Source organism: Flavobacterium sp. SH_e (genome assembly GCF_025717045.1).
In the GTDB taxonomy this organism is placed as follows: domain Bacteria; phylum Bacteroidota; class Bacteroidia; order Flavobacteriales; family Flavobacteriaceae; genus Flavobacterium.
Genome location: NZ_JAOVZN010000008.1, coordinates 271,485 through 286,906, shown reverse-complemented (window position 1 = coordinate 286,906; position 15,422 = coordinate 271,485). Strand labels below are relative to the sequence as shown.

General features: G+C 32.0%; 16 protein-coding genes. 8 read left to right on the top strand and 8 right to left on the bottom strand.

The window, feature by feature from the left end; all coding sequences use genetic code 11:
• The first annotated feature begins 284 nt into the window (after positions 1-284).
• The 3 genes from OD917_RS19350 to OD917_RS19340 all read left to right on the top strand — a co-directional run bounded on the left by OD917_RS19350 (position 285) and on the right by OD917_RS19340 (position 2,720).
• Positions 285-869, top strand: a complete 585-nt coding sequence (locus OD917_RS19350) for an RNA polymerase sigma factor (RefSeq protein ID WP_263525064.1) — start codon at positions 285-287, stop codon at positions 867-869.
• Between the two features lie 50 nt (positions 870-919).
• Positions 920-1,063, top strand: coding sequence for a hypothetical protein (locus OD917_RS19345; protein ID WP_263525063.1), 144 nt, complete (start codon positions 920-922; stop codon positions 1,061-1,063).
• Positions 1,064-1,655: 592 nt separating this feature from the next.
• On the top strand, positions 1,656-2,720 hold the full coding sequence (locus OD917_RS19340) for a tetratricopeptide repeat protein (protein WP_263525062.1): 1,065 nt from the start codon (positions 1,656-1,658) through the stop codon (positions 2,718-2,720).
• A 47-nt stretch (positions 2,721-2,767) separates the two neighbouring features.
• Here the strand turns inward: OD917_RS19340 and OD917_RS19335 are convergent, their stop codons facing one another.
• Complete coding sequence (locus OD917_RS19335) at positions 2,768-3,430, bottom strand: endonuclease III domain-containing protein (protein WP_263525061.1); 663 nt, start codon at positions 3,428-3,430, stop codon at positions 2,768-2,770.
• A 76-nt stretch (positions 3,431-3,506) separates the two neighbouring features.
• On the opposite strand from OD917_RS19335, the gene bcp reads away from it, so the two are divergent.
• Complete coding sequence (bcp, locus tag OD917_RS19330) at positions 3,507-3,959, top strand: thioredoxin-dependent thiol peroxidase (RefSeq protein WP_263525060.1); 453 nt, start codon at positions 3,507-3,509, stop codon at positions 3,957-3,959.
• Positions 3,960-4,251: 292 nt separating this feature from the next.
• Here bcp and OD917_RS19325 read toward each other — a convergent pair whose 3' ends face one another.
• Positions 4,252-5,712 (bottom strand): TonB-dependent receptor, encoded by a 1,461-nt coding sequence (locus OD917_RS19325; RefSeq protein ID WP_263525059.1) that lies wholly within the window; start codon positions 5,710-5,712, stop codon positions 4,252-4,254.
• A gap of 90 nt (positions 5,713-5,802) precedes the next feature.
• Here OD917_RS19325 and OD917_RS19320 point away from each other — a divergent pair, with 90 nt between their 5' ends.
• Genes OD917_RS19320 through OD917_RS19310 form a run of 3 tightly spaced genes read left to right on the top strand, consistent with a single transcriptional unit; the run spans position 5,803 to position 7,556 of the window.
• Positions 5,803-6,567, top strand: coding sequence for an MBL fold metallo-hydrolase (locus tag OD917_RS19320; RefSeq protein ID WP_263525058.1), 765 nt, complete (start codon positions 5,803-5,805; stop codon positions 6,565-6,567).
• Between the two features lie 12 nt (positions 6,568-6,579).
• Positions 6,580-7,083 carry a hypothetical protein gene (locus OD917_RS19315; protein WP_263525057.1) on the top strand — a complete coding sequence of 168 codons (504 nt, stop codon included), beginning with the start codon at positions 6,580-6,582 and terminating at the stop codon, positions 7,081-7,083.
• A gap of 44 nt (positions 7,084-7,127) precedes the next feature.
• Entirely contained in the window at positions 7,128-7,556 is a 429-nt protein-coding gene (locus OD917_RS19310) for a hypothetical protein (RefSeq protein ID WP_263525056.1), read from the top strand.
• Between the two features lie 95 nt (positions 7,557-7,651).
• Here OD917_RS19310 and OD917_RS19305 read toward each other — a convergent pair whose 3' ends face one another.
• From OD917_RS19305 to OD917_RS19285, 5 genes are all read right to left on the bottom strand, one after another.
• A complete protein-coding gene (locus tag OD917_RS19305) occupies positions 7,652-8,290 on the bottom strand; it encodes a hypothetical protein (RefSeq protein WP_263525055.1) in 639 nt (212 codons plus the stop codon).
• Positions 8,291-8,338: 48 nt separating this feature from the next.
• Positions 8,339-8,983, bottom strand: coding sequence for an alpha/beta hydrolase (locus OD917_RS19300; RefSeq protein WP_263525054.1), 645 nt, complete (start codon positions 8,981-8,983; stop codon positions 8,339-8,341).
• A 36-nt stretch (positions 8,984-9,019) separates the two neighbouring features.
• The gene (locus OD917_RS19295) at positions 9,020-9,346 is read right to left on the bottom strand and encodes a hypothetical protein (RefSeq protein ID WP_263525053.1); all 327 of its coding nucleotides are present in this window, start codon (positions 9,344-9,346) and stop codon (positions 9,020-9,022) included.
• A gap of 4 nt (positions 9,347-9,350) precedes the next feature.
• Positions 9,351-10,601, bottom strand: a complete 1,251-nt coding sequence (locus tag OD917_RS19290) for a dihydroorotase (protein WP_263525052.1) — start codon at positions 10,599-10,601, stop codon at positions 9,351-9,353.
• 68 nt (positions 10,602-10,669) lie between these two features.
• Positions 10,670-12,598: a vWA domain-containing protein gene (locus OD917_RS19285; protein WP_263525051.1), complete on the bottom strand. Its 1,929-nt coding sequence runs from the start codon at positions 12,596-12,598 to the stop codon at positions 10,670-10,672.
• A 261-nt stretch (positions 12,599-12,859) separates the two neighbouring features.
• Here OD917_RS19285 and OD917_RS19280 point away from each other — a divergent pair, with 261 nt between their 5' ends.
• Complete coding sequence (locus tag OD917_RS19280; RefSeq protein ID WP_263525050.1) at positions 12,860-13,972, top strand: lactonase family protein; 1,113 nt, start codon at positions 12,860-12,862, stop codon at positions 13,970-13,972.
• Positions 13,973-14,040: 68 nt separating this feature from the next.
• On the opposite strand, the gene OD917_RS19275 is transcribed toward OD917_RS19280, so the two are convergent.
• Positions 14,041-15,387 carry a DEAD/DEAH box helicase gene (locus tag OD917_RS19275; RefSeq protein ID WP_263525049.1) on the bottom strand — a complete coding sequence of 449 codons (1,347 nt, stop codon included), beginning with the start codon at positions 15,385-15,387 and terminating at the stop codon, positions 14,041-14,043.
• Positions 15,388-15,422 lie beyond the last annotated feature (35 nt).

Genomic DNA, 15,422 nt, shown 5'->3' with positions numbered 1-15,422 from the left:
TAATTTTACAGGATTAAATGTAAGGTATTTATGTCTGTTTTTTAACAGTTGTAATTCCTTTTTATTTTGGAGATTTTTAGCCTTTTGTACGTAAAATTTATGTTTATTGTACATTAATAAAAGTTTTTCTAATAATAATTAATCATTTTATTTGGATTATAAAATTAAAATTTGTTAAATTTGGACGCAATATTAACATAACTCAAAAGATACGCCTATACAGAAAAACTACTTTTTAGAAAATTACTCCAAATTTTAATACAAAAACTAAAAAAGTAGTTATTATGGCTGATCTGCATACTCCAGACGCTCTATTAGTAAAAAATTATGTTGACGGCAGTGAAGCTGCTCTGGCAACATTAATAAAAAGGCATGAATCTAAGATATATGGTTTTATATATTCTAAGATTGCTGATAGAGATATTTCAAATGATATTTTTCAAGATACATTTATTAAAGTAATCAAAACTTTAAAAAGTAATTCTTATAACGAAGAAGGTAAATTCCTGCCTTGGGTAATGCGTATATCTCACAACTTAATTGTAGATCATTTTCGCAAAACTAAAAAAATGCCAATGTACAGAGAAACGGAAGAATTCTCTATTTTCTCAATCATGTCAGATGATTCATTGACTATTGAAGGCAAAATGATTGTAGATCAGGTAGAACTTGATTTAAAAAAGTTAATACACGAGCTTCCAGAGGATCAAAAAGAAGTATTGGTAATGCGTATGTATCAAGATATGAGTTTCAAGGAAATTTCAGAAGTGACAGGCGTTAGCATCAATACGGCATTGGGAAGAATGCGTTATGCGCTAATGAATTTGAGAAAAATAATTGAAAAACATCAAATTATTTTAACCAACTAATACTATTTTGATAATAAGCCCGTTATACTATTATAAAACATTTTGATAGTATGGGGAAAATTTACTCAAAAAAAGCATTAGCTTCTAAAAATCTTAAGCCTAATAAAGAAGTCGTTTCTTTTATTTTAAATTATTCTAAAGCCTTAACTGTAGTTAAGATTGAGGATAAAAATTTTGAGATTATAGCTAACTAAACAGCCCACTGCTCCTGTCGGATGTTTATTAAAATAAAACCAAATGGTCGTTTTGGTTGAAAAGCTCACTACTTGTATTATTCAAGCAGTGAGTTTTTTTTTGCTGTAAAAATATTCTTTCTGTTAATTGGAACTTTTATAGCGCTTAAATATTTTTTGATTCCTAATTTTTTATAAGTTTTTTATGCCACTTTTCTCAAGTTTTGTTAAAATTTAATATTTTGATTCGATTTTATATGTTTATTTAGTTTTTAATTCTATTTTAGTTAAAAACTAATCTTTTATTCATTAAAAAAGCTTTTATGAAGTATTTTTCGTATTAGAGTTTTTTTTTGAATGAATAATTGAAAACACTAATAAATTAAAAATTAAATATTTAACCCAAAAACCAGATCATTTATGAAGAAAAACTACACTACTTTATTTTGTTAGGTTTTAATGTTCATTTGATTTTTGAGTACTAATATTTGTACCAGAAAGTATTTTACTCATCAAATAGTGACGAAAATAATCTTTTAACCAGTTATTATTTTTTTGCTATACCTCTGAATAACTAAGAAAATCATTTAATCCACCAAAACTTAACCGCAAAATGAAAGAGAAAATTAAAATGCTATCATGCTTTTTGTTGATAGCTGTAGGTGCATTTGCCCAAAAAGACAAAATTAAGGAAGCGCAGTCTTTGTTTGATAAAGGAAATAGCCAGGAAGCTTTGGCTGTTTTGACTAAAACAGAATATCTTATTCTTAACGCAACTGATGAAGATAAGTCTGATTACTTCTTTTTAAAAGGAAATGTTTTAAAAGATTTAGCTGGAAAAAATATTGACGCAGCTAATAATTTTACATTGGCTTCACAATCTTATCAAGATGTATTTCTATACGAGAATGAATCAGGTAAATTTAAATGGACTGTGAAAGCAAACATGGCTTTAAAAGATATGAAAGCCAATCTTGTAAATGGAGCTATGGCAGATTTTAAAGCAGAAAAGTATAAAGAAAGCGCAGAGAAAAGTTACAAAGTATATTTGTTTGATAAAAAAGATACTATCAACTTATATAATGCCGCTTCTTCATCTATTAATGCAAAAGATTTTAATTCAGCAGTTACTTATTATGAACTTTTGAAAAAGATTAATTTTTCAGGAAAAGGTGTTTTGTATTATGCAACCAATAAAAAAACAAAAGAAGAAGATGTTTTTATTTCTCCAAAAGCAAGAGAATCGGCAATTGCACAAGGTCTTTATGAAAAACCAAGAACAGAATCTGTTGCTTCCAAGAAAATCGAAGTAAATAATAATTTAGCTTACGCCTATTTAGAAAAGAAAGATTATTCTAAAGCAGAATCAATTTACAATTATGTTTTAGAATTAGATCCAAATTATATTGATGCTTATATCAATTTGGCTTATTTGAAATTACAAATGAAGAAAGATTTAGCTGATGAAATTTCCTCTTTAGGAACCACTCCAGCCGAAATGCAAAAGTATGATAAGCTTAATGCCAGAAAAGACGATATCACGCGAAGCGCAATTCCGTATCTGAAAAAAGTACTTACGCTTGAACCAAAAAATCAAGACGCAACAAAAACATTATTAGGAGTTTATCGATCACTTGATATGACTGCAGAATACAACGCTTTAAAAGCGGGAATGTAATATTAAGTTACAACATACAAAGGCACAAAGGTTTTTTCTTTTGTGCCTTATTTTTTTGCTGCAGTTTTTTCCATCTCTTCTATAAGTGATTTTTTCCCAACGGTTTTGGTGATAATATCTTTTTCTAAATTCCATCCTCTTGCAGGCGAATATTCACGTCCGTACCAAATGATCTGGAGATGCAGATCATTCCATAATTCTCTAGGAAATAATCTTTTTGCGTCTTTTTCGGTCTGCGCAACATTTTTTCCGTTAGATAAATTCCATCTGTGCATTAATCTATGAATATGAGTATCTACTGGAAATGCTGGAACACCAAAAGCTTGAGACATTACCACGCTAGCTGTTTTGTGGCCAACGGCAGGTAGAGCTTCAAGGGCTTCAAAACTCTGCGGAACTTCTCCATTATGTTTTTCTATTAAAATCTCAGATAAGCCATGAATTCCTTTAGATTTCATTGGAGACAAACCACACGGACGTATAATTTCTTTAATTTCCTCAATCGACATTTTAACCATATCATACGGATTATCAGCCTTTGCAAACAACAAAGGTGTAATTTGGTTCACGCGTACATCTGTACATTGAGCAGACAATAAAACAGCAATTAAAAGCGTATAAGGATCTTTGTGGTCAAGCGGGACAGGTATAGTAGGGTAGAGTTCTTTTAATTTATCGATAACAAATTGTACGCGAGCTTCTTTATTCATTTTGGTGATTTTAATGTCTGTAAAAATAAAGAATTATTAGTTATAAGTTATCTTTGCTAAATCTAAAATAAAAGATATGACAACATTAAAAGCAGGAGATAAAGCGCCAAATTTTTCAGGAACAGATCAAGAGGGAAAAACACATAAACTGGCAGATTATGCTGGAAAAAAATTGGTCGTTTTCTTTTATCCAAAAGCAAGTACGCCGGGTTGTACTGCAGAAGCTTGTGATTTGAGAGATAATTTTCACCGTTTTCAAGCTAATAATTATGAACTTCTTGGGGTAAGTGCCGACAGCCAAAAAGCGCAAGTAAAATTCAAAGAAAAATATGAATTGCCTTTTCCGCTAATTGCTGATGAAGACAAATCAGTTATTAATGCATTTGGAGTTTGGGGACCAAAGAAATTTATGGGAAGAGAATACGACGGAATTCATAGAACTACTTTTGTAATAGACGAAAAAGGAATTATCGAAGAAGTAATCGAAAAAGTAAAAACAAAGGAACACGCTTCGCAGATTTTGAAATAGAGATTTTTGTTTCAGGTTTTTTTTTTTTTTCAAGTTTCAAGTTTCTTTACTTAACGCTTAGTTTTGCCGCAAAGCACGCTAAGTATTTTTTGCTAGAGCTAAAACCCGAAAAGTTCGCAAAGCTGGATCTTTACAAAGCTTTGCGAACTTTGCATTTTATTAAGTTTGGCTCATAAAAAAAATCTTAGTGTGCTTTGTGTTAAAATTTTTTATTCGCTTCGGGAATAACTTGAAACATGAAACAAAGAAAACATGAAACAAAAAAAAGCCCCAATAAAGGGACTTTTTTTTATTATGTATTTTGTTCTAGTTCTTTCTGCGGATGATATCCAAAAAGATGATGTTCCTTTATAATTTCAGAAATTCCAGGAGGAAGCATTGGTTCCCATCCAGTTTTGCCTTGATTGATCATTTTTAAGATTTCTCTAGAGAAGACATTCAAGATATTCGGATCGTAATCTTCAATATCTACCACTTTTCCGTTGAATTTAAAGAATTTATAAAGCTCTTTCATTCTAGGATGAACTTTTAAGTTGTTCGAATTCATCAATGAACCATCTTCATCTAACATTGGATATAAGAAAACTTTCATATCACGGTAAAATAATTTTCCGAAAGCCTCCAAGATTCCTCCACTTAAATGACGATAGTATTTCTCATCAAAAATATCAACAAGATTGTTTACCCCCATTGCTAATCCCATACGAGCTTTGGTGTAATTAGCAAAATATTCTACTACTTTATAGTATTCTTGGAAATTCGAAATCATAACCGTTTGACCAAGAGAACAAAGTAATTCAGCTCTGTCCATAAAATCTCTTTCGTCAATTTCTCCATCTGATCTTAAATTCGAAAGTGTAATTTCAAAAATTACAAGAGTATTGTTTTTCTCAACCTTATTTTCTTTGAGAAACATTTCCAAAGATTTCTCGTACATGTCCATATTTACTTTAGTAACAGGACGGAAACTTCCTCTTAAGGCCAAAAGGTTCTTTTTGTATAAAATTGCTGCAGGTAGAATGTTTTTCCCTTCAGGATTAAACATTACGGCATCAGTCATTCCGTTTTTTACCAACTGCAAACTCATCAAACGATTATCGACATCGGCGAAACGAGGTCCAGAAAAGTTGATGGTATCGATTTCTAATTGGTCTTTATCTAAGTGATCGTATAAATAACGAAGTAAGCGTTTTGGATCATTGTATTTGTAAAAAGCACCGTAAATTAAGTTAACTCCTAAAATACCAAGTGTTTCTTGTTGTAGTCTTGCGTCAGTTTCTTTAAAACGAATATGAAGAATAATTTCGTTGTAAGCCTCGTCTGGTTCAATTTGGTATCGAATTCCAACCCATCCGTGACCTTTAAATTGTTTAGCAAAATCTATCGTCGCTACAGTGTTGGCGTAACTAAAGAAAAGTTTTGTTGGGTGTTTTTCTCTGCTTAAACGCTCTTCAATGATCTGGCTTTCATGGGTAAGCATTTTTTTTAAACGCTCTTCGGTAACATATCTTCCATCAGTTTCAGCGCCATAAACGGCGTCACTAAAATCTTTATCGTAGGCAGACATCGCTTTTGCAATAGTTCCTGAAGAACCTCCGGATCTGAAAAAATGCCTAACTGTTTCTTGTCCAGCGCCAATTTCAGCAAACGTTCCGTAAATATTCTCGTTTAAATTAATGCGTAATGCTTTGTCTTTTATAGAAGGAATCTGTTCGATGACCTTGTCACCTTTGAGTTTTATTTCTGTACCCATTTTATTTTAAATAGATTTGTTACAAAGTTAGTAAATTAGGGTTCTAATGAAAGAGAAATAATCCTATTTTTGTAAAAAAATTAAGTTCAATTGAAGGTCTATTTTTTAGGTACTGGTACTTCTCAAGGCATTCCGATCATCGGAATCGATCATCCTGTTTGTAAAAGCACTGATGCTAAGGATAAAAGGCTCCGCGTTTCCATTTGGATTACATGGGAGGAACATTCATTTGTAATCGATTGCGGTCCTGATTTTAGACAGCAAATGCTTTCTTGTGGATGTAGAAAATTAGATGCAATTCTTTTTACGCACGAACATGCAGATCATACAGCTGGATTAGACGATATACGCCCGTTTAATTTTAGACAAGGAGAAATTCCAATTTATGGACATAAACGCGTTTTAGATAACTTAAGACGCCGTTTTGATTATGTTTTTGAGACTGTAAATAAATATCCTGGAGCTCCGAGTGTAAAAACAATCGAAGTGCATAACAATGCGCCTTTTACAGTAGGAGACAAAATGGCAATACCGATAAATGCAATGCATGGTGATTTGCAGGTTTTTGGTTATCGAATTGATGATTTTGCTTATTTAACCGATGTAAAAACGATAGAAGAATCTGAAGTTGATAAGCTGAAAGGTTTGAAAGTTTTGGTGATAAATGCTTTGCGCGTTGAACCTCACGATACACATTTCAATTTACAGGAAGCGCTGGACTTTATCAATTTAGTAAAGCCGGAGAGAGCTTATTTAACCCATATCAGCCACGTTTTAGGTTTTCATGAAGAAGTGCAGAAACAACTTCCTGAAAATGTTTTCTTGGCTTATGACAATTTAGAAATTACAATTTAATTATACCACACAATGAAAAAATCCTTAATGCTTTATCTTTTTATTCTTGCTATTTTAATGAATGTGTTTACATACGCATTTTATAGCGGAGAAGTGAAATTTGGACAAGATAGATATGATAAAACAACTAAGAAATTAAGAGACAGCATTAGTCTTATGAAAAATAAACTGGCAGAAGCTGATTATTTTTCTTTGGAACACAATGAAAATGCACAAAATTATTTTGATAATAGTGCTTCTGGCGGAAAAGTAATTTTGTACGAAAAACTGATTCCAGTTGTAACTGAAAAACTTTTAGATTTTAATTCAAATCCTAAAGGGAATCCTTATACAGGACAAGATCAAATTGGGCCAAATAAATTTATTATCAATAAGGTAAAAATCTTAAACCATAGATGGATTATTGCAGACTACAGTAATGGAGAATTATGGGGAGAAGTCTTGTTAAAATACTTTGTTGATAACGACGATAATATTACCTTTGAAGTAAATCAAACTTGGTTATATCAAAAATAGGATTTTAATCCTATTTTTTTTTGACCTTTAAATCAAATAGGATTATGAAAAAGATGTTTTTGTTTTTGATTGTTGTAAGCGCGTTTTCTTGCGCTAAAAAAGTTTCTCAGGAAAATGTAAATACAGCTCCAAAGGAACCAAAAAAAGAAACGGTTGTTGGCGCAGATGTTGATTCGCATGGTTGTAAAGCATCAGCCGGCTATACTTGGTCAGCACTTAAAAAAGACTGTATTCGTATTTTTGAAAATAGTACAAAACTGAACCATGCGGAAGATGGAAAAACGTATTCTACTGTTTCTTATGTGATTTTTGACGGAAATAAAGCAGAACTTTTTTTAGATACTCAAAAAGAATCCATCATTTTAGAGAGAAAATCTGAAGGAGATTCTTGGGTTAACGGGGATTGGCAGTTAATTCCATGGAAAGGATATGTTTTGAAAAAAGCAGGAAAGATTCTTTATACAGGAGAATAAAGTTTACAGTCGCAGTCTCAGTTTTCAGTCTTGAATTGTAAAAAAGAACTTTGTCAAAGTTTCAAACTTTGACAAAGTTTTAAGTAATGTGGATGTTATAAAAACTTTTTTGTCAATTTTTCAAGTAAATTATCTCTTTCTGAAACTATTCCGAGATGTTTATGATAACTTAAACCTGAAGTTGTTTTATTCGCATTTTCATTAGCTAATTCGGAATACTTTTTTGCAATTTCGATGTTTGAATTATGCCCATTTATTATCGCAAGTAAGGAGAAAACTTTATATTTTTCAATCGGAAATAATAATCCCGAAGTTTTACTTTCTAATATTTCTTCAGCAATTGGATATAAATCTTCTAATTGGTTTTTTACCACTATTTCAGAGTAATCTAAATAGGATTGAGTAATTACATTTGGATATACTTTTTCAAAATCAATAGCATTTTTATAATATTCGAGTGCTTTTTCAATATTGTTTTCAAGTTGAAAAATATCTCCAAAAGTGTGATAAACAGAAGCTTTGTTGAAATTGTCGTCTGGATATTCATTTAGAACTTTGCTTAATAATTCCTTCGCAACTTGTAAAAGCTTAGGCTTTTTAGTGTCAACTAATTCTATTGCTTGAATTTTAAGATATTGAGCTCTTCCATCTTTTCTTGCACGAGAAAGTTTTGCAAAGAATTCTTCCTCATCTGTTTTCGACCAAGATTTTCTTCGATACCAATCTGTTGCCATAAACTAATTGTTTGGTAAAACTGAAAACTGCTAGTGAATACTGAAAACTTATAAAGAAAGCCAATTCTTAAAATCAAAGAAATTCTGCGGAGCGACTCCATGTCCAACAGGATATTCTTTGTAAGTAACTGGAATATCTAATTTCTCTAAAATCGCTGGAGTTTTTCTTGCCCACTCAATTGGAATAACTTGATCTACAGTTCCGTGTGAAGCGAATATTTTTAAATCTTTGAAATCGTTTTGTTCAAAACCATCTTTGATAATTTCTTCATTGAAATAACCGCTCATAGCAACTACTCTCTGAATTTTTTCTGGATAAGAAAGCGCCGTAGCATAACTTAAAATAGATCCTTGGCTAAATCCGATTAAAGTTACATTGTTAGTATCAATTGGATAATTGGAAACCAATTCGTCAATGAAATTAGCAATTACATCACGAGAAGATTTTGCTTGTTCATTATCAGAAAATTTATTTTGATCGGCATCGAAATTAATCGCGTACCAAGCGTAAGCCCCATATTGTAAATTGTAAGGCGCTCTAGCAGAAATGATGTAATAATTGTCTGGAAGCTCTGAAGCAAAAGAAAATAAATCGGCTTCATTGCTGCCATATCCGTGCAATAAAAGCAATAACGGATTCTTATCTAAAATTACTTTTGGTTCTTGTATTTTATATTCTAAAGATAGATTCATTTTTAATTGTCAATTGTGAATTGTGAATTGTAAATTTTATCCGATTTTTTTAAACCATTTTTGAAACAATTCCCCAACTAAAGGAATTGGTCTCATTTGCCCTTGAATAGCATTAAAAATACCAAAAGTCCACAGGATTGAAATACAAATCCACATTGGGAAAGTAATGAAGAAACTATCAAAATTACTGATGATTGCCCCCAAAGAAATAAAGGTTAAAGATAATCCTAAAGATTGACGGATATGAAAAGAAGCAAAACTGTTTTTGTTCTCAGAATTCATGCTCATGGCGATCAAAACACCAATAATTAGAATGTAGCTAGTGATCGCAATTGGTTTTCCTTCTTCGATTGAATTATTCATTGTATTATTTTGTAACTAGTTGATTTTGATTAAAAATTCCGTAAACAGAACCTTTAAGTTCAGTTCCTAAGAAAGCAGAATTTTTAGATTTTGAAAGGATGTTTTCTTTAGTAAAAGTTGATTTTCCTTCTGTTGTAAACAAAGTGATATTAGCTTTTGCGCCTTCTTCAATTGTGTTGTTTTCTAAACCAAAAATACTTCTTGCAGCAGTTAATTTCGAAACAATTGTTTCTACTGGTAAAACCGTTAATAAAGCTCCAAAAGCGCTTTCTAGTCCAATTGTTCCGTTTTTAGCTGTATCAAATTCCATTTTTTTGAATTCAATATCAATCGGATTATGGTCTGAAGTAATCAAGTCGATAGTTCCGTCAGCAACTCCGTTAAGCAAAGCTTGTCTGTCAACTTCTGTACGCAATGGTGGCGTAACTTTAAAACGAGTATCAAAACCGTCTAGTTTTTCATCGGTTAAAACCAAATGATGTACAGATGCGCTGCAAGTTACTTGTAAACCTTTAGCTTTGGCTTCTCTAATTAATTCCACCGATTTTGCCGTAGAAATAGTCGGAATATGAAGTTTTCCGCCAGTATATTCCAATAAAAATAAGTTTCTTGAAATTTGAAGTTCTTCGGCAAGATTTGGAATTCCTTTCAAGCCTAATCTTGTAGAAACAATTCCTTCGTTTGCAACACCATTTCCTTTAATGTTTGGATCTTGCGAATATGCAATTACCAATCCGTCAAAATCCTGCACGTATTGTAAAGCGATTTTCAGAATATTAGCGTTGTCAATACTTTTATTATAATCTCCAAAAGCGATTGCTCCCGAGTTTTTCATATCAAAAAGTTCTGCCATGTCTTTTCCTTCGCTGGCTTTAGTTAATGCGCCGATTGGGAAAATTTCTGTCGCAAAACCATTTGCTTTATTTTTTACAAAATTTACCTGAGATTGATTGTCAATAATTGGTAAAGAGTTTGGCTGTAATCCAATTGCTGTGAATCCGCTTTTTGCGGCAACGTTCAATCCGTTTGAAATGGTTTCTCTGTCTTCATAACCTGGTTCTCCAAGAGAAACACTGCTATCAAACCAGCCTTGAGAAACATGAAGATTATCAAATCGCACTACTTCTGCATCGTCATTTGGAAGAGAAACTCCTATTTTTTCTATTACACCATCTGCAATTAAAAGATCAACAGTCTTGTTGTGAAACGGACTTTTTGAGTCGATAATTTTGGCGCTTTTGATGATTAGTTTCATATGTAGATATTTTTTTGTCGTAAAATGATTTTTGTAAAAAGTAAAATGCTTTTAAACAAACGCGAATTCTATTTTACAAATTTTATAATTGCCATTTCTAATGCTAAAAATAACAGTGCAAAGATAACAAACCATTTCCAAATTTGGCTGTCAGTTCGTTCAGTTTGTAGCGTATTAAAAATAGTCGAAATCGTATCGGCAGTTTTAAAATCAGAAACTACATTAGTGTTTACTTGACTTAAATCACTTTCGGTTCTATTGTAATTAAAACTGATATTTTCTACCCATTCTTTTTTGTCGAAAATTCCATAATTTCCAGCAGTTTCTGGGAAATCATTAAAAGTTAATTTTACTTTATTGTTTAGAATCTGCTGAACTGGAATAAAAGAATCTTCTGTTCCTTTTACTTCTAAAATTGCATCTTTAGTCAATAAAACATCAACAAAATAAGGCTGATTGTTTCCAATTGTTAAAGCATTTACGCCAGTTTTCTGATTGTTTTGAGCTATTTTATAAAACAAAGGAACAATTAAAGGAGATTGCTGAAAATTAGAATTTGCACTATTAATTGGTGCTGTAAAAACAGTTATTCCTGCAACTTGATTTTGAACAGCTGTTACAAATGGAGTCTGATCTTCAAAAGAGAGAACAGCTGGATAAGAGCTCGAAACAGCAAACGAACCGTTTACTTTCGGATATTGGAAATTGGTTATTTTGTTTTCGAAAACGCCTGAAAATAATGGATGATCAAAATTAATTTTAGTGATTAATTTACTGTTGGTTTCTAAATTTCCGAATTGAATTTTCCCAAAATTCCCCAACAATGCATTTAAGCTTGAAAGAGATGTTTTTTCAGATGGAATAACAACCAAATTTCCTCCTTTAGAGACAAAAGCTTTTAAAGTCGTTTGCAATGCTTGCGGAATGTCAATTAATTCGTTTAGAATAATAGTATTTTGTTTTTCTAAACTATTATAATCTAAAGCGCTGATTGGGTAATTGTTATAATTGAATTCTGCAGATGTGTAAATTCGAGACAAGAAATTACTTTTTTCAGGTTCGCCAATGCTGATAACGTTTGTTTTTTTGCTTTTAGAAATACTGAAAAACAATTTGTTGTCATAAGTTAAACCGTTGTCTTCAATTGCAACATATCCATGAAAAGCTTCTTTTGGAATTGTGAAATTGATTTTCTTTTTCTTCGTATCAAAATTGATAATTGTTTTGGCAATCAGTTTGTTTTGATTATATAAAGCTGTAGAAATAGGTTTGAAATCTTCGCCATAAGCAGACAAATTAATGCCAATTTCATAGAAGTTTTCTAAAGTTTGATTAATGTAAACGCTATCAATAGAAACGTTGTTTTTCTGTTCTGCTTCTGGAACTATGAAATAGGGTTTCTCTTCAAAATCTATAGTAGCAATATCTTTTTCTTTTAAACCAACGGCATCTGTAATAATGACAATATCTTTTTTGTAAGCCGATTTATGTGCTTTAATTTTAGCTGTAATTGCCGAAAGATCAAAAGAAGTTGCGCTGTATTTTAGATTTTGTAAAGCGCTTTTAGATGATTTTATATCAGTATTCCAAAAGTTTTCGGTGTTTGTTAAAAGTGAAAACTGAGTGTTTTCGGGAGTATTTTCAAGTAATTCTTGAACAGCTCTTTTTAACAATTCGCCTTTTTTGCCTTTTGCCTGCATACTGAACGAATTGTCAAGTACAATATACATTTCATTTGAAGCGTTCTTGCTGTCGGCGGCTTCAAAAAAAGGTTGTGCAAACGCGATAATCGCACAAGTAAGTAATAATAAACGTGTGGCTAATAAAAGTCTTTTTTTGATTTTAGAACTTTTACGAGTCTGAATAGCAAGTTCTTTTAAGAATCGAACATTGGTAAAATAGGAAGTTTTAAATCGTCTTAATTGAAATAAGTGAACCAAAAATGGAACGATCAATAAAAACAGAAAGTATAGAATTTCGGGATGTTTAAAATGCATTCTGGCTTCGATTTACTTCACTACGTTTTGTTTTTCGCGAAGATGCTGGTCAAAAATACGAATTAAAAATTTATTAAACCATATAAGTTCATGTAAGAGATTATAAGTAAAGTCGAAAGTCAAAAGTCGAAAGTCAGACTTATATAACTTATAGGGTTTTAAAAAATACCAAAAAATGGAACTTTTGTAAATTCTTTGTGATAAAGAATTTATTTTGAACAAATATTATTGCTTATTTTAGCTAATTCAAAAAAACAAACTATGAAAAAAATATATCTAGTGTTATTTTCAGCTTTATCATTAACCACGGTTAAAGCTCAAAATAAGTTCAATTTATTGGTTGGAACCTATACCAATACTTGCCAAAGTAACGGAATCTATGTTTATGAATTTGATGTTACAAACGGTGAGTATAAATTGAAAAATTCTTCTGAAAACGTTGTGAGTCCAAGTTATTTGTCGGTTTCTGCTGACAATAAGTTTATTTATGCAGTAAACGAAAACGGGACACAAAGTACCGTAAGTGCCTTTTCGTACGATTCGGGTTCTGGAAAAGTGAATTTTTTGAATAAAAATGATGCTTTAGGAGCAGATCCCTGTCATTTGATTAATGATGATAAAAATGTAATCGTTGCGAATTATTCTGGTGGAAACATTGTAGTTTTTAAGAAAAACACAGATGGAAGCATTACAGAAGTTCAGCAATTGATTCAGCATGAAGGAAAAGGACCAAATGCGGCTCGTCAGGAAAAAGCGCACGTGCATATGGTTGTTTTTTCGCCAGATAAAAAGTTTGTGCTTTCGAACGATTTAGGTTTAGATAAAGTTTTTATTTATAAATATAATCCAGCTTCAAAAAGCGAAATTCTAACTTTAAAAGGAAGTGTAGATGTAAAACCAGGAAGCGGGCCAAGACATTTAACTTTCAGCAAAGACGGGAAATTTGTTTATTTAGTTCAGGAATTAGATGGAACTTTAACGACTTTAAGCTGGGATAAAACAGGAAGTTTAAAAGTAGTTGCTGAAACAAGTATTTTGCCAAAAGATTTTAAAGGAGGAACAGGAGCAGCGGCAATTAAGCTTTCGCCTGACGGAAACTTTTTATATGTTTCTGATCGTGTTGATGCTAATGCTATTTCGGTTTATAAAATTCTTAAAACAGGAGCTTTAGAATTAGTAGAACAGCAAAGTACATTAGGAAAAGGGCCAAGAGATTTTGCTATTGATCCAACAGGAAATTACCTTTTAGTAGGGCATCAATATACTAATGATATAGTTATTTTTAAAAGAGATATCGCAACAGGAAAAATTACAGATACTGGAAGAAGAATACAGTTGTGTTCGCCAGTGGGACTAGTTTTTACTAAGATCTAGAAAGTTTTCAGTCGCAGTCACAGTTTTCAGTATTGTACAAACTGAAAACTGTGACTGAAAACTGAGACTTATTTTTTCTTCTTCTTCTCGTTTCTTGTCTTCAACATATTTCTGTTGACAGAACCGTGAGTTTTCTTTTTTGTTTTTGAAGGACCACCAAGATTGACTTTTTGGTTCTTTTTAGATTTTTCGTGAAAAGCGCCATCACCTTCTAGTTTTGGTTTTTTCATTAAAAACTTTCTTGGCAGTTTATCTTTTTCAGCTTCAATAAGCTTTTCTGAGATTTCAACTTCTTCAGGGAAATCAGCTATTTTTAGCTCTTGATCCATTAAAAGTTCCGTTTCAATTTTGAATTCTTCTTCTCTTGGAGTAACAAAACTAATAGCCGTTCCCGTTGCATCTGCACGACCCGTACGACCAATTCTGTGCATATACAATTCTGGTTCTTCCGGAAGTTCAAAGTTAATTACGTGTGTGATATTAGAAATATCCAAACCTCTCGCCATAACGTCGGTAGTAATTAAGCCGCGAAGATTTCCTTCTTGGAATTCAGCCATTGTATTCAAACGATAATTTTGAGATTTATTAGAGTGAATTACACCAAATTGTCCTTCAAAAAGCTCATCAATGCGATTGAAAAGCATATCTGAAATCTTTTTATTGTTTACGAAAACCAAAATACGACTCATACTTTCGTCGGTTTCCAGTAAATGTTTCAATAGATTTACTTTGGTATTAAAATTCGGAACATTATAAGTAAGCTGAGTAATCTTTTCAAGAGGAGTTCCTGATGGGGCCAATGTCACTTCTTCAGGAAAATCGAAATAATCATTTAATAAATCATCAACTTCATCTGTCATCGTTGCCGAGAAAAGAATGTTTTGACGTTTGGTCTTCATCATCGCAAAAAGCGAAGTCAACTGCGGTCTGAAACCTAAATTTAGCATTTCGTCAAACTCGTCAATAACTAGTTTTTGAGTTTCATCAAAACGAACAACTGCGTCAAGCGCTAAATCCATTGTACGTCCAGGCGTTCCAACTAATATGTCAACACCTTCGTAAACGGCTTTTTTCTGTGTATTGATGTTTACACCTCCGTAAATACCTAAAGTTTTAACCGACATATATGTAGTCAGTTTTTCTACTTCCTCTACAACCTGAACTACTAATTCACGAGTTGGAACCAAAATTACAATCTTTGGAGTATTGGTATGAGTGAATTTGTAAAGCTTTAAAAGGGGAAGTAAATAAGCAAATGTTTTACCAGTTCCGGTTTGTGCAATTCCCATCATATCACGTCCAGACATGATTACAGAAAAAGATTTTTCTTGAATAGGAGTAGGCGTAACAAATCCTAATTCGTCAACTGCTTTTTGTAATGATTTTGGAAGATTGAATTTTTCGAAAGTGCTCATTTGCTTTAAATTTTGTGCAAATGTACGTTAAATTC